This window comes from Collinsella sp. HCP28S3_E9 (genome assembly GCF_052065455.1).
Lineage (GTDB): Bacteria > Actinomycetota > Coriobacteriia > Coriobacteriales > Coriobacteriaceae > Collinsella.
On sequence record NZ_JBQHTZ010000008.1, the window covers coordinates 45,400 to 62,664 of the forward strand.

Consider the following 17,265-nt stretch of genomic DNA (forward strand, 5'->3'; position numbering starts at 1 on the left):
ACGCTGTTCATGGTACCCCAAAGGGGACCGAACATGCCAAGAGCAGCAACGTGAGACAAAATTACCAGCAGCTACTTCGGTGCATTCCCGCTACGGTCGCGCTCGCTTTGCTCTACACGCCACTCTTCCCAGCCGCGGCCGGCAGGCTGCCAAAACGCACCGCGCTCCAGCCCCTCGGGCAAATAGCGTTGATCGACCCAGCCTTCGGGATAATCATGCGGATACTTATACACACCGTATTCGTCGCTGCCCGGGCGATGACGATCGCGTAGATAGCTCGGCACCTCGCGCAGCCCACTTGAATGAATATCGGCCAACGCCGCATCAATCGAGGCCTCACACGCGTTGGATTTTGGCGCCAAGCACACATAGAGTGCAGCCTGAGCCAGATTAATGCGGCACTCGGGATAACCGATGACCTCGGCAGACTTAAACGCGGCATGGGCCACCAATAGCGCCTGCGGGTCGGCGTTGCCAACATCCTCGGAAGCCTGAATCATAATACGGCGAGCGATAAACTTAGGATCCTCCCCCGCATCGATCATGCGCGCGAGCCAATAGATCGTGGCATCGGGGTCGCTGCCGCGCATAGACTTAATAAACGCGCTGATGATGTCGTAGTGCATGTCGCCGTTTTTGTCATACGAAAAACCACGGCGCGGATTAGCAATCTTTACGTCATCCACGGTAATGGGATAACGCTCCCCCGCCGCCGGCGCTGGCGTTCCCTCGGTATCGGGACGCGTGACGGCAATCTCGCTCGCAAGCTCGAGCGTCGTGAGTGCCGAGCGAGCGTCACCCGCAGCCAGCGTGCAGATGGTCTTAACCGTATCCTCATCGGCCGAGAACTTGCCGTTCAAACCCTGCGGCGCCTCGAGCGCACGCTCGATAAGCGTGGCGATATCCTCGTCCTTTAAATGTTCAAGTTCCACCACGCGACCGCGCGAGAGCAACGCCGAGTTGACCTCGAAGTACGGATTCTCCGTCGTGGCGCCAATCATAATGACGGTACGGTTCTCAACCGCATGCAGCAGGGCATCCTGCTGCGACTTGGAGAAGCGGTGAATCTCGTCGATGAAAAGAATGGTGCGACGGTCGTACGTATTCAGGCGCGTCTTGGCCTCGTCAATCACGCGGCGCAGGTCCTTCACAGTGCCCGTCACGGCGCTGACCTCGACAAACTCGCTCTTGGTATGGTTGGCGATAATGTGGGCCAGCGTCGTCTTGCCCGTACCGGCCGGCCCATACAGAATCACACTCGACAGCACGTCATGCTCAATCGCGGCACGCAACCACGAGCCCTTACCGACGGCCTTTTGCTGGCCCACGTACTCGTCGAGCGAATTGGGCCGCATGCGCACCGCAAGCGGCGCATTCTGAAAGGAACGCTCACGCGTCGAAGCAGAAAACAGGTCGTCCATAGCCATCCCGTGCATCAATCAAAAACGTTTTCCATGAACAGTATACCGAATATATACGAACTACCGTTCGTTAATATAGGTACGGTGCGGAAACATCAATCCCGGGAACAGCTTGCTCGTGAGCTCGCAGAAATAACCGTCCGTCATGCTCGCAATGTAATCCACGACCGTCTGGTCCTTATCGTCCTGCCATGCATAGGTGCGATCGTAGTAGGAAAGCTGCTGCTCAATGCGAGAAATGTGGTGCTTAAAGATATACGAGGACTCGTCGCCTTCGTTTATATCCCGCAGGCAACGGTCATAGAGCTTTTCGAAGGCCTCGCGCAGCTCCGCTTCGGAGTCGCCTTCTATGCCGCCCTTGCTATAGATCTTCACGTAGTTCTCGCGCTTGGCCCGGCGGATCTCCTCAAACAGGTCCTCGCTCATCTCGATGCGCGGCTTGCCATAGCTGTGCTCGACGATATCAATAGAGGCATGCGTAAGGATCCAGCTGTTGTATGCACCGCCCAGGTCATCGTCAAAGGCGTCGGGTGACAGCAGGCCCGCCGCAATGGCGTCTTGCCGATCGCGCCCGACGTAGGCAAGGATATCCGAGATGCGAACCACGCAGCCCTCGAGCGTCATGGGGCGCAGGTGCTCAATTGCGCTATAACCCGTGGCAATGCATTCCTCGACGGTTCGGTCGAACTGGTTAAAGGAACCCATGTCCGAAAGCTCAAAAACACGCTGTTCGTACTCGCCGTTGTGGCACAGTACGCCATCGAGCGTCTGGAGCGACACGTTGCGGCCGTACAGCGCGTCGAGCACGCGAACGGATTGTACGTTATGGAAAAAATAGCGACCCGTGCGCTCGTGATAGATATCGTTGAGGAAACGCTCGCCGGCATGGCCAAAGGGCGTGTGGCCCAAGTCGTGGCCTAAGCCAATCGCCTCGATCAGATCGCAGTTGAGCCCCAGAGCACGCCCGATATCGCGAGCGATGCGCGAGACAAGCTGCACGTGCAGGCCGCGGCGCGACAGATCGTCGTTGCTGCGAAAACTGAAGACCTGCGTTTTGCCTGCATAACGTGTGTATGCTGGCAGATGCAGAATCTTTTCGATATCGCGCATAAAGGCCGGACGCATAAGCGTGCCCTCGTCTGCGGCCCGATCGACACGGCGGATGGCCTGGTCGTCACCGCATCGATAGGGATTAACGACACCCGCGGCGCGGTCGGCGGCAATGCGCTCGACCAGCTCGGGCGACAACGCCGCGGGAATGCGATCCAGGCGCGCCTTGATGGCGGCTGTCTGTTGATTGATTGCCATGGCATGCTCCTTAAAAAGGGCGCGCAAACGGTTACAGCGTACTACCCACGAACTCGATTATGGCAAATATTGGCACCAAAAACGGCAGCAAAGGCAGCGAGCGCGATTTTACGATGAGACAGGCGGCGGCAAGGGTCAGGAGCGCAACCGCAAACGCGACGACGCCGCCCAGGGGATCGAAGGTGCAAAGGGCAAAGAGCGCCTTGGCATCCCCCATGCCAACGCCAGGGGCATGGCGAAGGCGACGCCAGAGTGACTCAGTAAGCACAAGGGCAAGGTAGACGACGACCGCAAGACCGGCGTGATCAAGCGCCATGTTAACGCCCTTGTCGAGCCAGACGCCTGCAAACGCCGCCACCGCACACGCGCCGGCAAGCTCATTGGGAAACCGCCGCTCGCGGGCATCAATCACCGCGCCGGCAAAGATGCAAATCCAAAACGGGATATAGAACATCGAAACCCCTCAACTGAGCGCTCAAACGTAAAACCACCGCAAAGGTTCTATATCCCCTTTGTGGTGGTTTTGATGGTGGTTATTTGGCGCCCTGCATGACCTCGTCGAGGGTAACGCTTACGGCGTGCTGCGTCGGCACCCAGTCGACCTTCAAGAACAGCGCTGCCACCGTAATGGGGATATAGCTGAACATAAAGATCGGGAAGGTAAACAGGTTGGTTACCAGACGCCACTTTTGCGCGCAGTGAATATGCTTGTATTCAAAGATAGTCGTGAGCAGCGCCAGGATAAAGAAAGTCTGGTACATCATAGCGAAGGTCATAATGAGCGAAGCGGCACACGCCTGCATCTCGACTTCGGTAGCCAAGAAACCGTGCGAAAGGCCGCCCACGATGAGGAACGTCGCATTAGCGAGCATCGAGATCAGAGAGAGCAGCATGCCCGGTGCGATCGTCATAAACATGTCGTAGGCGGCAAAGCGATGATAGCGGAAGGTCGATTTGACCAGGTGCTTACCGTACGTAAAGAACACCTGGTAGAAGCCCTTGGTCCAACGCATACGCTGTTTCCAGGATGCCTTAAACGTCACGGGCTGTTCGTCAAAGAACTCCGCCGGCGCATAGCCAATGCGAATGCCGTGAATGGCACAGAACGTGGTGAACTGAATATCCTCGGTCAGCGTGTGGAACTGCCATCCGTGCATACCCTCGATAACGCTGGCGGAGATGAGGTAGCCCGAACCCGAAACGGCGCAAGACGTCTTACAGATGTTGCGCGCATTGTTGAGAAAGCGCGCCTCGCGCAGATACCACGTGGCATTAGCTGCCGAGATCCACGAGCTGCCAAAGTTCTTGGAATTGCGATAGCTCGTAACAACATGGAAGCCCTGGTCAAAAGCATCGTTCATCTTGGACACGTAATCGCGGGCGATAACGTTATCGGCATCGAAGATAAAGTAGCCTTCAAACGTATCGGGATACTCGTTAAGGATGCGGTCGAAGCCATAGTCCATGACCCAGCTCTTGCCTTTACGGGCCAAGTCATTGCGCTCATAGACGACGGCGCCCGCCTCGCGCGCGAGCTGCGCCGTGTTGTCGGTGCAGGCATCGGCGACCACGAAGACCTCGATAAGCTCGGACGGATAATCTTGGTCCTTAATGGAGCGTACGAGGTTGGCGATCACGGCCTCCTCGTTATGCGCCGCGATAAAGAAGGCATAACGATGGAGCTTCTTGGCCTTGGGAGGCGCGACCTCACCACGAAGAGCGCCGATGACGAAGAAGACCACCTGGTACAGAAAACAGGCCGTAAGCAGCGTGACGACAATCTGGTTGAAGATCACGATGGGTGTGTTGGTTTGTAAAAAGGCGAGCATGCAGGCTCCCAGGAACGCGTGACGTAAACAACCGTATATCTTACCGCAGGCTTACGGAGTTCAAGAAACCACCTAATACTGGCTAGGCCTCGAGCAGACCGAGCTGAGGGACGATTTCGTTGCCAGCGGCAGTGCGACCAAGCGAACGCGGGGCCAGATCATCCAGAACCGCCGCAAGATCCCATGGCAGCTCGTCACGGCACTCGATGTGCTCCCCCGTCACGGGATGATCGAACGCCACACGCCAGGAATGCAGGAACTGCCTGGTCAAACCCTGATCGGCACGAGCATCGCACTTGCCATAGAGCGGATCGCCCACGCAGGCGTGGTTGATATGGCGCATGTGAACGCGAATCTGATGCGTGCGGCCGGTAAACAGGTGACACTCGACAAGCGTGTAGCCGTCGTCGAAACGCGTGGAATCAAAGCGCTCAAGAACCTTAAAGGTCGTGATGGCCTGGCGCGCAAAGGGGTCATCGGAAACCGCCATCTTCACGCGGTCACGCGTCGATCGGGCAATACCGGTGTTGATAGTGCCCTCGTCCATGGCGATGTGCCCATGAACGAGCGTAATGTAGCGACGGTCGAGCGTGCGCGTACGAATGAGATTTTGGAGCGCGCGTTGGGTGTCGTCGTCTTTAGCCGCGAGCATAAGACCCGAGGTATCGCGATCCAGACGATGCACGATGCCGGGGCGGTCCTCGCCCTGCACGGTACCCAGATGGTCGATACCGCAGTGATAGACCAGGGCATTCGCAAGGGTGCCGCTCTCATGACCATGCGCAGGATGGCACACCAGGCCGCGCTGCTTGGAGAGCACCATAAGATAGTCGTCCTCATAGCGAATGTCGAGCGGGATGGCCTCGGGGATCACGTCGGTCGGGTCATGCGGCTCGGGCAGGTCGACCGAGATGCGGTCACCGGAGCGTACGGCATACTTTTTAGATAGGCAGGTCTCGCCGTTGACGGCAACGGCGCCTCCCTCGATCAGATGCGCGCAGGCAGAGCGCGTGGGGCAGCCATCGTTGGCGCCCAGATAGGCGTCGAGACGTTGACCGGCGCAATCGTCGGCAACGAGAATATGGATGTCGGCCATTAGCGCTCATTCCTTTCGCGAATCTTGCGGGCACGCTCCCCACGCTGCTTAGCTTTACGTTTGGCGCGGGCCTCGTCACGGGCGTTGAGCTCGGCGGTCGCATCGACCTCGCGAGCGGCGGGACTCAAGAACATGTATCCGATGAGCGCCAGCACGACACCGGCGGTAATGCCGATATCGGCCACGTTAAAGACGGGGAAATCAATGAAGGTAGTGGCAATAAAATCAGTCACAAAGCCCATGGCCAGGCGATCGATCGCGTTGCCGATGGCGCCGCCCGCAACCATGGCCATACCCACGACCTCTAGGCGAGCGAGCTGAGGAGCACGGAGCAAGTACACGGCAATGGCGGCAATGGCCGCAAGCGCCAGCACGGCAAACGCTATGCCATGGCCCTCGCCCATGCTAAAGGCAGCTCCGATATTGCGGACAAACACAAAATCGATCACGCCGGGGATAACAGTCATATGCAGGGTATCGCCCACGGCACGAACCGCAAGCTTGGTCAGCTGGTCAACAAGCAACACAAAGAGCGTCACCCCACCAGCAACACCCAACCGCCAACGCAAAGGCGGCGTCATATCCGCACCACGACCCAAATCAATCCCCTACCCTCAAGACAATCGAATTCCATTTAACGCAAATAACCATCTTATATTGCCATACGCAGAACGCACGACATATCCACCAATGCGACAAAGGGGCTGTCCCCTTGTCCCTTCACCGGGCAGTCTTTTTGGTAGTCTTTTTGGGACGGGGCTTTTTTAGCTACTCAGTCCAGCGCTTTCGAAGATTAAGTCCTTATTTGAGGTAGGGCAGCTAAAAAAGCCCCGTCCCAAAAAGACTACCGACATCGAAAACCCGCCAGAGCGAGCAAGGTGCCTTGAAGCAAGGCGGCATAGACCTTCTGGTCATGCCGCCGAAGCTGAAAGGCAGATTGCCGCTCTGGCGGGTTTGCAGCGTCAACCTGTTACGCGGTTTGGTAAAACCGCGTAACTACAAGGCGTTCGCGCAGCGCTCGCAGATATGCGCGTGACCGTTGTACTCGCCGACGGTGGTGCGATAGTTCCAGCAACGGTCGCAGCACTCGCCCTCGGCGGCCTCAATAGCAACGGAAAGCTCCTCGCCCTGGGTTAGCTCAACATCGGAGACGATGTAGAACTCGGCCAGATCGACGGCCTTGTCGCCGGTCAGCAGCGCATACATCTCGGCGGGAACGACCGCCTTGACGCGGACCTGCTGGCTCTTGGTGAAGGTACCGGCGGAGCGGGCATCCTCAAGGGCCTTGGTCACAGCGCTACGGAGCTCGAGCGAGGCCTCGAGCACGCCCTCGAACTCATTGGCCTCGTCGACCGTGATGGGCGACTTGTACCAATCGAGCAGCGCGGCGTACTTCTGGTGATCGACGCAGCCGGCGGGCGCATAGGCCATGGCCTCGTCGACCGTGTAGGACAGGATCGGCTGCAGGTCGCGCATGAGCATCGAGAAGAGCTCAGCGAGCACGGTCTGGGCGCTGCGGCGCTCGAGCGAGCCGGGCTTGTCGCAGTACAGACGGTCCTTCAGGGCGTCGAGGTACACGTTGGAAAGCTCGGTAACTACAAAGTCGTAAAGCGCACGGTAGGCGCGCGGGAACTCGTAGCTGGCGTAGGCGTCGTCGACCTCGGCCTGGACCTGGGTCAGACGGGCAACCATGAGCTTGTCGAGCGGCAGCAGGTCGGCAAAGGCGACGCCGTCGGTCTCGGGCTCAAACTGACCCTCGAGCTCGGAGAGCAGGAAGCGCAGCGTGTTGCGGAAACGACGGTAGGCATCGGACGTACGAGCAAGGATCTCGTGGTCGATGGAGACGTCGGAGCTGGTATCGACCGAGGCGACCCACAGGCGGATGATATCGGCGCCCATCTCGTCGCAAACCTTGTTGGGGTCGATGACGTTGCCGAGCGACTTGGACATCTTGCGGCCCTGGCCATCGAGCGTGAAGCCCTGCGAGACGACCGCCTTGTACGGAGCGTGGCCGTTGGCACCCACCGAGGTGAGCAACGAGCTCTGGAACCAGCCGCGGTGCTGGTCGGAGCCCTCGAGGTACACATCCGCCGGGTACTCAAGCTCGGGGCGATACTCGCAGACGGCCTTCCAGGACACGCCGGAGTCCCACCACACGTCGAGGATGTCCTTATCGGCCTTGAGGTGATGGCCGCCGCACTTGGGGCAGACGCAGGCCTCGCCCAGGTAGCTCTCGGGAGCGTCGGTGAACCAGGCGTCGGAGCCCTTCTCGTGGAAGAGCTTGATGACGGCGTCGAGCGTGGCGTCGTTCATGACCTTCTCGCCGCAGTCGGCGCAGGTGTAGCTGGGGATAGGCACGCCCCAGTTGCGCTGACGGCTGATGCACCAGTCGGGACGCTGATCGACCATGGCACCGATGCGGTTGGCCGCGTGGGCCGGATACCACTTGACGTTCTCGCGGATATCTTTGCCAGCCTGCTCGCGCAAACCGGTCTTGTCCATCGAGACAAACCACTGGTCGGTAGCACGGAAGAGCACCGGGTGCTTGCAGCGCCAGCAGTGCGGATAGCTGTGCGTGATCTTCTTCTCGAGGACCAGGGTGCCGCGCTCGCGCAGGAACTCGATGATGTGCGGATTGGCCTCGTCGGTATCCATACCGCTGAAGGGGCCACCGGTACCAAACTCCTCGCCGGTGTAGAACTTACCGTCGTCATCGACCGGCATGCAGATATCGGTGATGCCCTCCTTGAGGCAGGCGAAGTAGTCGTCGACGCCGTGGCCGGGCGAGTTGTGGACGATACCGGTACCGTCATCGACACCGACGTAATCGGCCAGCAGTGCCACGCCCTCGACACCGTCAAAGATCGGCTGCTTGTAGTGGATGTGATGGAAGGTCTCAGCGGGAACCACATAGGGCTTACCGTCGACCATGACCGGGGTGTACTCCCAGCCAAACTCCTCACAGCACTTGGGAGCCAGGTCCTCGAGCATGACCTCGGCACGGCCATCGTGCTCAACGGCAACATAGGCGGCGCCGGGCTTAAGGGAAACGGCCTGGTCGGAGGGGATGGTCCACGGCGTGGTCGTCCAGATGATGAAGTCAACCGGGCCGTCGAAGTTCTCAAGACCGGCAGGCTTAGTGGTCATCTCAAAGCGCACGAAGATGGACGGACTCGTCTCGTCGGAGTACTCGATCTCGGCCTCGGCCAGCGCGGTGTGGCAGTGCTTGCACCAGTGGACGGGCTTATGACCGCGATAGATCATACCCTTGTCGAACATGGCCTTGAAGACCTCGATGTCGGCGGCGTCATGCTGGTGATAGAGCGTCAGATACGGGTTGTCCCAGTCGCCAAGCACGCCCAGGCGACGGAAGCCGGCCTTCTGCAGCTCGATGTTCTCGACAGCGAACTTATTGCAAAGCTCGCGGATCTTAGCCGTGGAGGTCTGGTTGAACTTCTCGGTGCCGAGCTTCTCCTCGACCTTGTGCTCAATCGGCTGACCGTGGCAGTCCCAACCAGGGACATAGGGAACCTCATAGCCCTGCATCATCCAGTAACGGTTGATCATGTCCTTAGAGATCTTGTTCATGGCGTGGCCGATGTGGATCGGGCCGTTGGCATACGGAGGGCCGTCGTGCAGCACGAACTTCTTGTGACCCTTGTTCTTCTTTAGAACTTGCTCGTAGACCTTGTTGTCCTGCCAGTCCTTGAGTCGCTTGGGCTCGGACTTGGAAAGACCGGCACGCATGGGAAAACCGGTCTTGGGCAGATTCATCGTCTGCTTGTACTCGTTTGCCACGGTACCCCTTTCTTGTCATGGGCGCGCACGCCCGCTGGGCACCAAAAAAAGCGCCCGTCCCTACAAGCTGGGACGAAGCGCCACAAGACAGGCGGTCTGCCCGTAAAAGCTCTTCGCTTAACCACCCAGCTTAGATGCCCTCGCCCGCGTCGCCGCGCGCTCGCATCCGTTACTCGGCTGGCCTGTATCGACGACCATCTCGGCGATATCTACTAAGACGTGCCTGCGCGGCACGTCCGTTGGGACCGCAGCTCCGGGGTGATTTTCATCGGTCGCATGCACGGGTTCTCAGCGCTACCCGCTCTCTGTAGCATGCGAACGGCCGACTACTCGTCCCCATCAACGCTTATGCGGAGTATGCTAGCACGTTCCGCGCCGACGAAAAACCCTCAACACTGGTTTTATACGTTCGAAATTTCTCGCGGCTGTGGACCTTCTCTAGGAGCAAAATACCTGAAAGCACTTTATCGAACGAAAGAAGGTTGCTATGCGCACGATCGGAATGAGCGACTATACCGTCGGCGAGGACTGCTTCGACGAGCTGCCCGGCACGCTGGCCGAATACGGAGCGACCAAGGTCGCAATCATCGGTGGCAAGCGAGCACTGGCTGCAGCACTTCCCGGTATCGAAGCCGCGCTGGCAGGCACCGGCGTCGAGGTTCTGGAGACGCGCGTCTACGGCACCAACAGCACACGCGCCAATATCGCCAAGGTCGTAAACTCCCCCGCCTGCCAGGAAGCCGACGTGCTTATCGCCTGCGGCGGCGGCAAGGCACTCGACACCGTGAAGACCGCAGCTATCGAGCTCAAGAAGATCGTCTTTACCGTGCCGACGATTTGCTCTAACTGCTCCGCCGCGACCGCCATTGCCGTTGTCTACAACGACGACGGCTCGCTCGAGGGCTATTCGTACCCCAACCGACCGGCGCACATTTTCATCAACCCCAAGATCATCGCCGAGGCACCGGCAGAGTACTTCTGGGCCGGCGTGGGCGATGCCCTGTCTAAGCAGCCCGAGGTCGAGTACGCCACGAGCGCCGGAAATTTGGAGCACACCGCCGGTCTTGGCCTGGCACTCGCCCACACCTGCTCCGAGCCGCTGTTTACCTATGGCGTCCAGGGTCTTGAGGACGTGCGCCAGGACCTGTCGAGCGAGGCCGTCAAGCAGATCGCGCTCGACATCGTAGTCAACACGGGCTATGTCTCGAACCTGACCAACCAGAACGATTACTACTACAACTCGAGCGTGGCACACGCGTTCTACAACGCCACTTGCAGCATTCCGCGTGAGGGCACCTACCTGCACGGCGAGGTCGTAAGCCTGGGCGTGCTCGTGTTGTTCGCCTACACGGGCGACACCGAGAACCTTGAGCGCTATGCCGCCTTTAACAAGCAGATGGGCCTGCCCGTGACGCTTGAGCAGGTCGGGCTTTCCGAGGCCGATATCCCTGCCCTGTGCGAGTACGCGCACGCCACCAACGAGTGGAAGCAGGGTAACCCCGAGCCCTTCACCGACGAGAAGTTCGCCGCCGCCATCAAGGCAGCCAACGCCTACGGCCACACGCTCCTCGCCTAACCTACCAAAAAGGGACAGGTTTATTTTGGCAGGTTTTATCTGGGCAAACGCCATTGAACATCTGTTGAAATTGTTTAGCTTGCCAGTAAAGGGGGCGACCATCTACTCGATGGCCGCCCCCATTCTTTTGCTATTCCAACATGCTCGGGTCAAATTCACTTGCGGGAATCACACGGTACCCGTGGCGCAGGAGCAGGTCGACGAAAACGCCGTTGCCCGCGGTGAGCGTGCCGCTAAAGGTGCCATCGTAGATGCGACCTGCACCGCACGAGGGACTACGGTCCTGTAAGATGCACGCGGCGATCTCTTCCGGCCCGCCCGCTTGCTCGCACATGTCGAGTGCACGCTCAGCACCCAGGCGAAACTCACGATCGACCGAGGCGCCCTCACAGGTACGGACTTCGCCGTTCACAATCTCGGACGGCTTGCGCGGTGTGGGCAGGCCGCCAAAAACCTCGGGGCACACGAGGAGCACCTCGGTTCCCGTGCGCTCGCAGGCCTCGACCAGCTCGCTATGGTAATTATCGAGCCCGTTATACTTGCAGCTCTCGCCCATCAAGCAGGCACTTACCACGATCTTCATATACAACTCTTCCCAAGCAAAACGCCCCATTTGAGGTGGACACTCAAATGGGGCGAAATCACTGCGCAACTAGTATTACTGCTGCTTTGGCATCAGCGGATTCTCACGCGTGAGGAGATTCATAAACTCCTCGCCCGTAATCGTCTCCTTCTTGTACAGATAACGAGCCAGCTCGTGGAGCTTAAACTTGTTCTCCTTAAGGATCTGCAGGGCGCGGTCGTGCGCATCCTCGATCAGCTTGGCGACAATCGCGTCCACGCGCTCGGCCGTACCGGGGGCGCAGGTGAGCGACGTATCCTGGTTAAGGTACGCGTTCTGCACGGTACCGAGCGCCATCATGCCAAACTCATCGGACATACCAAAGCGCGTCACCATGTTACGGGCGAGCTTGGTGGCCTGCTCGATATCGTTGGCGGCGCCGGTCGTCATCTCGCCAAAGATGAGCTCCTCGGCTGCACGGCCACCGCAATAGACGGCGAGCTTGTCCAGGATCTCCTGGCGCGTGGTCAGGAAGCGCTCATCCTCCTCGACCTGCATGGTGTAGCCCAGAGCGCCGCTCGTGCGCGGCACGATGGTGATCTTTGTGACCGGCGCAGAGCCCTTCTGGCGAGCGGCAACGATGGCATGACCGATCTCGTGATAAGAAACGACCTGCTTCTCGTGGTCGGACAGCACCGTGGACTTGCGCTGCTGACCGGCGATGACGACCTCAACCGACTCCTCAAAATCGTCCTGCGTGGCGCGCTTGCGACCCTCGCGGACGGCACGCAGGGCGCCCTCGTTGATAATGTTGGCCAGGTCGGCGCCCGAGGCACCGGGCGTGGCGCGGGCAATCGCGGTCAGGTCGATCGGCGGCTGCGTCTTCACGCTCTTGGCGTGCAGCTCAAGAATGTTCTTGCGGCCGGTCAGGTCGGGCAGCTCAACGGGGATGCGGCGATCAAAACGACCGGGGCGCAACAGGGCCGGGTCAAGGCTGTCGGGACGGTTGGTGGCAGCGAGGACGACGATACCCTTGTGGTTATCGAAGCCGTCCATCTCGGTCAGCAGCTGGTTGAGCGTCTGCTCGCGCTCGTCGTTGCCACTAAAGCCGCCGCCGTCGCGCTTCTTGCCAATAGTATCGATCTCATCGATAAAGACGATGCACGGGGCCTTTTCCTTGGCCTGCTTAAACAGATCGCGAACCTTGGCGGCGCCGCGGCCGACGAACATCTCAACAAACTCAGAGCCCGAAATACTAAAGAACGGCACACCCGCCTCGCCGGCCACAGCCTTGGCAAGCAGGGTTTTACCGGTACCCGGAGGGCCGACAAGGAGGGCACCGCGCGGCAGCTTGGCGCCAATCTCCTCGTAGCGCTGCGGCTTCTCCAGAAAGTCGACGACCTCCTTGAGGGACTCCTTGGCCTCTTCCTGGCCAGCGACATCCTTAAAGGTCACACCCACATCCTTGGAGGCAATCACACGCGCGCCGGACTTGCCCAGTCCACCGCCGCCAAAACCGCCGCCGCCAAAGTTCATCGACGGACCGTCATCACCCATGGCCTTCTTCATGCGGCGGTTGAGCCACCAGCCGATCAGGAAGAAAATCGCCATGGGAAGAATGAGGGTGAGCAGGTAGTAAGTCATCAGACCCGAGTTCTTATCGGGAACGACCGACTCAAGCGAGGCGCCAGATTCAAGCACGCGATCGGTAAAGCCCGCATCATTCGGCACACCGGTCGTCTTGTAGGCGATGTTCTCGTCCTCGCCCTTCTTGGTGTAATAAATCGAGTAATCGTCCGTGTTGTACTCGACCTTATCGACGCTCTTCTTGTCGAGCGCTTTGACAAACGTCGAGTAATCGGTCTTCGTAATCTGCTGCGTGTGACCGATGTTGGGGAACAGAACGGTCGAGAGCACGAGGTAGACGACGAAGGCGATGAGCACGTAGAGGATCATATTCCGTCTACGTTTGTTGTCATCCATCTCCATCTGCTTGAACTCCATCTACTGGGGTTGATAATGCTAACTAGAATACCCAACCCGGCCGGCGATAAACCGACACCGGGCGCGAAAGGACAGAGATGGCATCACTGGAAGTCGGCAAGGTTCAAATCTATACGGGCGACGGCAAGGGCAAGACGACGGCTGCGCTGGGGCTCGCGCTGCGCGCCACGGGCTATGGACTTAACGTGCTCATGCTTCAGTTTGCCAAGAAGCTGCACTGCGCCGAACATGACGCAGCTCCTCGATTGGGGCTTTGCATCGTACAAGCCGACCGCAACACGCCCGAAGCCTGTGCCGCACAGATCATGGAGCTGGCGCGCGAGCAGATTAGCCAAGTCGACGTGCTGATCTTGGATGAGCTGGGAGAAGCCATGCGACGGGGCTTTGTGACGCGCGAAGATGTCGAAGCGTTGATCGCGATGAAACCAACCACCACGGAGCTCGTGCTCACTGGCCGCGGCTTGCTGACCCTCGCCGACCTTGCCGACCTCGTAACCGAAATGCGCCCCGTCAAACACTACTTCGACGAAGGCCTCCTAGCCCGCCAAGGCATCGAATACTAATTGATCCAAAGGGGACGGAGGAAAACGAATCATCGATATCACCACGGAGAGCAATGATTCGTTTTCCTCCGTCTCATATGGATCATTAGGCAGTAGCGCGGCCTAGCCAGTTGCCGCTGTGGTGGTAGATGGTGAACATCGCGGCCGTGATGAGCCAGGTTACGGGGTAAACCAGCAGCAGGAGCTCAAGCGACGGATCGAAAGGCATGATCGCAAACACCCAGATCACCCTGAGCACGACGGTGCCGAAAATCGTGAGAATCATGGGCTGCAAACTCACGCCGGCACCGCGAATGGAGCCCGACGCGTTTTCGATAATCGAGAAAATCGCATAGAACGGCGCAATAAAATGGATGATGGTCGTGGTGTAGGCCGAAATCGAAGCATCGTCGACAAACAGACGCGACAGAGGACCCGAGAACACCAGCAGCACGGCAGACAGGCCACCAATGAGCATAAACGACAGCACGAGCGACGTATGGTAGCCCTTGCGCATGCGCTCGTAGTTGCGCGCGCCAAAGTTCTGTGCCGAGAACGTGGTGATCGACACGCCAAGCGCCTCGGTAACCATCCAGACAATGCCATCCAAGCGACCCGAAAGACCCCAGGCCGTGGTGACATCGGCACCAAACGAGTTGACCGACACCTGAATCAAGACGTTGGAAATCGAATACGCAGCAGACTGAAAGCCAAGCGGCAGGCCACACGAGATCATACTCTTGCAAATACCAGGATCAATGCCGAGTTTGGACAGTGAAAGCCGCCACGCACCCGGTGCGTGCATCATGCGAATCACAATCATCGTGGCGTTGGAGCAAATGGTCAGCGCCACCGCGATGCCGCAGCCCAAAGCCTCCATATGCAGCACAGCAACAAAAATGATATCCAGTACCACGTTAACGAGGCAGCCGGAAGCGATGATCACGGCAGGCCCACGCGTGTCACCCACGGCACGCAACAGTGCCGTTCCCATATTGAGCAGCAGCGCCGCAACCATGGCGGCAAAATAGCAACGAGCATAGGCCACACCCTCGGCCAATAGTTCATGCGGCGTATTCATAAGCACCAGCATGGGCTCAACGAACACTATGCCCAGAATCGAGACGACGATACCGCCCACCAGAGCGAGCGTCATGGCCGTATGGACCGAACGACTCAGTCGCTCATCATCGTGCTGGCCAAAATACTGACCCGTAATAACAGCACAGCCGGCGCCAACACCGACGCAAAAACCGATGCAGAGCTCCGTGAGCACCATCGTGGCCTGGATGCCGCCCAGCGCGAGCTTGCCGCCAAACTGACCGACGATATAGGTACCGATAAGCGTGTATGCCTGCTGAAAGAACGAACTAAAAAAGATGGGAACGCACAGCGAAAGCAACTGCTGCCAAATAACACCCTGTGTTACATCGATAGCCGTAGATTTCTTAGCCACACGCCCTCCCCACCAGCGCACGTCAAACAACAAAACGTCAATTTAAGACCAAGGCCAGCACCAGCTTAGCACCGACCGGCGTCAACCGAAACACCCGGACTCAGAGCCCGGTGCAAAATATCTGCCTAGTGATACTGTCCCGGCTGGTAGTGATACTCGTTGCTCACGTGCGGACACAACTGCCAAAAAGCGACAGCACTCGCCGCGGCCACGTTGAGCGAATCGACCCCGTGCGCCATCGGAATACGCACAGCCCGGTCACAGCCCGCGATGGTCTTGGCGCCCAGGCCGGCGCCCTCGGTGCCCATAAAGATCGCCATGCGGTCAATCTCTTGCAACGCGGGATCGTCCAACGACACCGAATCATCCGTCAATGCCATGGCGGCACACGAAAAGCCGGCATCGTGCAGCGCCGCCAGCCCATCATGCGGCCATACGCGCGCCTCGCTGCCAATGCGCGTCCACGGCACCTGAAACACCGTGCCCATGCTCACGCGGGCCGAGCGGCGGTACAGCGGGTCACAGCAAGTGGGGCTCACCAAAATGCCATCGACATTCAACGCTGCCGCCGAGCGGAAAATCGCACCCACATTAGTATGGTCGACAATACCCTCGAGCACGCACACGCGCACCGGGCGCTCACCCGCCACCTCGACGACGCCGCCCAAGAACTCATCAACCGGAATCTGACGCGGGCGACGGAACGCCGCGAGCGCACCGCGCGTCACGTTAAAGCCCGTCAACTGCTCCATGAGCTCCATGGAGGCCACGAACACAGGAACCGGACCTGCGCCCTCGCGTACAACCAGACGCTCGAACAGCGGCATCATCTGATCGAGCCAGCGCTCACCCAAAAGAAAGCTCACCGGCTCGTATCCGGCACGCACCGCGCGCTCGATGACCTTGGCACTCTCGGCGATAAAGATGCCCTTTTGCGGCTCCAGCACGCAGCGCAGCTCGCGCTCCGTCAGTCGCACGTAGGCGTCGAGCCGCTCATCATTAAGGGAATCGATTCGCAGCACCTCAACGGCATCAGTCATAGCAGCCAGCCCGTACCCTTCTTTACAGCACATCTATACCAAACGAGGCGACGCTAAGCGCCGCCCCATGCATTCAATCAACCCGGTGATACCGTTCACGCCAGACGATTTAAGCATCAACACGACGATACGTCACGAACTCATAATCGAGGCCTTCGTCACCCTCGCCCGCGGCAATCGTGGCAACCCCGTCGCGCCGCGCAACTTCCCACGCAGGATCGACATCCAAATTGGGAAAATACGTGTCCACGGCATGGGTGCAATGGTTGTGCGTGACCTCGGCCTCCACGCAGTACGGCAGAAATTGCCGATACACCTCGCCGCCACCGATCACCCACGCAACAGGTTCATCGGCCACGGCGGCCAAGGCCTCGTCAACGCTATGCACCACGTCGACGCCCTCGGGGGCAAAGCCCTCGTCGCGCGTGAGCACAATGTTGCGGCGGTTCTTGAGCGGACGCCCGCCGGGAAAACTCAGCAGGGTCTTGCGTCCCATAATGACCGGACAACCCTTGGTGCACGCCACAAAATGGCGCATGTCGGCACGGTTGGACACGACCATGTCACCCTCGCACCCAATGCCCCAGTCATCGCACACGGCGACAATGGCAGAAAGCTTACACGTCATGCGCG

14 protein-coding genes are annotated in these 17,265 nt (G+C 59.1%); 2 read left to right on the plus strand and 12 right to left on the minus strand.

Features of this window, described 5'->3' with window-relative positions; translation table 11 throughout:
- Window positions 1–71 precede the first annotated feature (71 nt).
- The 7 genes from ACTNA2_RS05295 to ileS all read right to left on the minus strand — a co-directional run bounded on the left by ACTNA2_RS05295 (window position 72) and on the right by ileS (window position 9,428).
- Window positions 72–1,421, minus strand: coding sequence for a replication-associated recombination protein A (locus ACTNA2_RS05295; protein ID WP_118237456.1), 1,350 nt, complete (start codon window positions 1,419–1,421; stop codon window positions 72–74).
- Between the two features lie 60 nt (window positions 1,422–1,481).
- Window positions 1,482–2,729 carry a deoxyguanosinetriphosphate triphosphohydrolase family protein gene (locus ACTNA2_RS05300; RefSeq protein WP_441048804.1) on the minus strand — a complete coding sequence of 416 codons (1,248 nt, stop codon included), beginning with the start codon at window positions 2,727–2,729 and terminating at the stop codon, window positions 1,482–1,484.
- A 31-nt stretch (window positions 2,730–2,760) separates the two neighbouring features.
- Window positions 2,761–3,183, minus strand: coding sequence for a prepilin peptidase (locus tag ACTNA2_RS05305; RefSeq protein ID WP_441048805.1), 423 nt, complete (start codon window positions 3,181–3,183; stop codon window positions 2,761–2,763).
- 79 nt (window positions 3,184–3,262) lie between these two features.
- Window positions 3,263–4,558: a glycosyltransferase family 2 protein gene (locus tag ACTNA2_RS05310; protein ID WP_441048806.1), complete on the minus strand. Its 1,296-nt coding sequence runs from the start codon at window positions 4,556–4,558 to the stop codon at window positions 3,263–3,265.
- A gap of 82 nt (window positions 4,559–4,640) precedes the next feature.
- A complete protein-coding gene (locus ACTNA2_RS05315) occupies window positions 4,641–5,654 on the minus strand; it encodes an RluA family pseudouridine synthase (RefSeq protein ID WP_441016312.1) in 1,014 nt (337 codons plus the stop codon).
- Window positions 5,654–6,235, minus strand: coding sequence for a signal peptidase II (gene lspA / locus ACTNA2_RS05320; protein ID WP_427795859.1), 582 nt, complete (start codon window positions 6,233–6,235; stop codon window positions 5,654–5,656). Before lspA ends, ACTNA2_RS05315 begins: the two co-directional genes overlap by 1 nt.
- Before the next feature lie 415 nt (window positions 6,236–6,650).
- On the minus strand, window positions 6,651–9,428 hold the full coding sequence (gene ileS / locus ACTNA2_RS05325; RefSeq protein WP_441048837.1) for an isoleucine--tRNA ligase: 2,778 nt from the start codon (window positions 9,426–9,428) through the stop codon (window positions 6,651–6,653).
- Between the two features lie 511 nt (window positions 9,429–9,939).
- On the opposite strand from ileS, the gene ACTNA2_RS05330 reads away from it, so the two are divergent.
- Entirely contained in the window at window positions 9,940–11,028 is a 1,089-nt protein-coding gene (locus ACTNA2_RS05330; protein ID WP_441048807.1) for an iron-containing alcohol dehydrogenase family protein, read from the plus strand.
- A 130-nt stretch (window positions 11,029–11,158) separates the two neighbouring features.
- Here ACTNA2_RS05330 and ACTNA2_RS05335 read toward each other — a convergent pair whose 3' ends face one another.
- Window positions 11,159–11,611 (minus strand): DUF523 domain-containing protein, encoded by a 453-nt coding sequence (locus ACTNA2_RS05335; RefSeq protein WP_441048808.1) that lies wholly within the window; start codon window positions 11,609–11,611, stop codon window positions 11,159–11,161.
- Window positions 11,612–11,686: 75 nt separating this feature from the next.
- Entirely contained in the window at window positions 11,687–13,579 is a 1,893-nt protein-coding gene (gene ftsH, locus ACTNA2_RS05340) for an ATP-dependent zinc metalloprotease FtsH (protein ID WP_195838531.1), read from the minus strand.
- A 92-nt stretch (window positions 13,580–13,671) separates the two neighbouring features.
- Here ftsH and ACTNA2_RS05345 point away from each other — a divergent pair, with 92 nt between their 5' ends.
- Window positions 13,672–14,157: a cob(I)yrinic acid a,c-diamide adenosyltransferase gene (locus ACTNA2_RS05345; protein WP_441048809.1), complete on the plus strand. Its 486-nt coding sequence runs from the start codon at window positions 13,672–13,674 to the stop codon at window positions 14,155–14,157.
- Between the two features lie 85 nt (window positions 14,158–14,242).
- On the opposite strand, the gene ACTNA2_RS05350 is transcribed toward ACTNA2_RS05345, so the two are convergent.
- The 3 genes from ACTNA2_RS05350 to ACTNA2_RS05360 all read right to left on the minus strand — a co-directional run bounded on the left by ACTNA2_RS05350 (window position 14,243) and on the right by ACTNA2_RS05360 (window position 17,260).
- Window positions 14,243–15,592, minus strand: coding sequence for an MATE family efflux transporter (locus tag ACTNA2_RS05350; RefSeq protein WP_427794670.1), 1,350 nt, complete (start codon window positions 15,590–15,592; stop codon window positions 14,243–14,245).
- A 125-nt stretch (window positions 15,593–15,717) separates the two neighbouring features.
- Window positions 15,718–16,632, minus strand: coding sequence for a TrmH family RNA methyltransferase (locus tag ACTNA2_RS05355; RefSeq protein WP_441048810.1), 915 nt, complete (start codon window positions 16,630–16,632; stop codon window positions 15,718–15,720).
- A gap of 109 nt (window positions 16,633–16,741) precedes the next feature.
- Window positions 16,742–17,260, minus strand: a complete 519-nt coding sequence (locus ACTNA2_RS05360; RefSeq protein WP_441048811.1) for a dihydrofolate reductase — start codon at window positions 17,258–17,260, stop codon at window positions 16,742–16,744.
- Window positions 17,261–17,265: the final 5 nt, after the last annotated feature.

Excerpts from the sequence above, each read along its gene's own strand:
- ACTNA2_RS05295 (WP_118237456.1), bottom strand. The coding sequence starts at position 1,421 with ATGGACGACCTGTTTTCTGCTTCGACGCGTGAGCGTTCCTTTCAGAAT.
- ACTNA2_RS05300 (WP_441048804.1), bottom strand. The coding sequence starts at position 2,729 with ATGGCAATCAATCAACAGACAGCCGCCATCAAGGCGCGCCTGGATCGC.
- ACTNA2_RS05305 (WP_441048805.1), bottom strand. The coding sequence starts at position 3,183 with ATGTTCTATATCCCGTTTTGGATTTGCATCTTTGCCGGCGCGGTGATT.
- ACTNA2_RS05310 (WP_441048806.1), bottom strand. The coding sequence starts at position 4,558 with ATGCTCGCCTTTTTACAAACCAACACACCCATCGTGATCTTCAACCAG.
- ACTNA2_RS05315 (WP_441016312.1), bottom strand. The coding sequence starts at position 5,654 with ATGGCCGACATCCATATTCTCGTTGCCGACGATTGCGCCGGTCAACGT.
- lspA (WP_427795859.1), bottom strand. The coding sequence starts at position 6,235 with ATGACGCCGCCTTTGCGTTGGCGGTTGGGTGTTGCTGGTGGGGTGACG.
- ileS (WP_441048837.1), bottom strand. The coding sequence starts at position 9,428 with ATGAATCTGCCCAAGACCGGTTTTCCCATGCGTGCCGGTCTTTCCAAG.
- ACTNA2_RS05330 (WP_441048807.1), top strand. The coding sequence starts at position 9,940 with ATGCGCACGATCGGAATGAGCGACTATACCGTCGGCGAGGACTGCTTC.
- ACTNA2_RS05335 (WP_441048808.1), bottom strand. The coding sequence starts at position 11,611 with ATGAAGATCGTGGTAAGTGCCTGCTTGATGGGCGAGAGCTGCAAGTAT.
- ftsH (WP_195838531.1), bottom strand. The coding sequence starts at position 13,579 with ATGGAGATGGATGACAACAAACGTAGACGGAATATGATCCTCTACGTG.
- ACTNA2_RS05345 (WP_441048809.1), top strand. The coding sequence starts at position 13,672 with ATGGCATCACTGGAAGTCGGCAAGGTTCAAATCTATACGGGCGACGGC.
- ACTNA2_RS05355 (WP_441048810.1), bottom strand. The coding sequence starts at position 16,632 with ATGACTGATGCCGTTGAGGTGCTGCGAATCGATTCCCTTAATGATGAG.
- ACTNA2_RS05360 (WP_441048811.1), bottom strand. The coding sequence starts at position 17,260 with ATGACGTGTAAGCTTTCTGCCATTGTCGCCGTGTGCGATGACTGGGGC.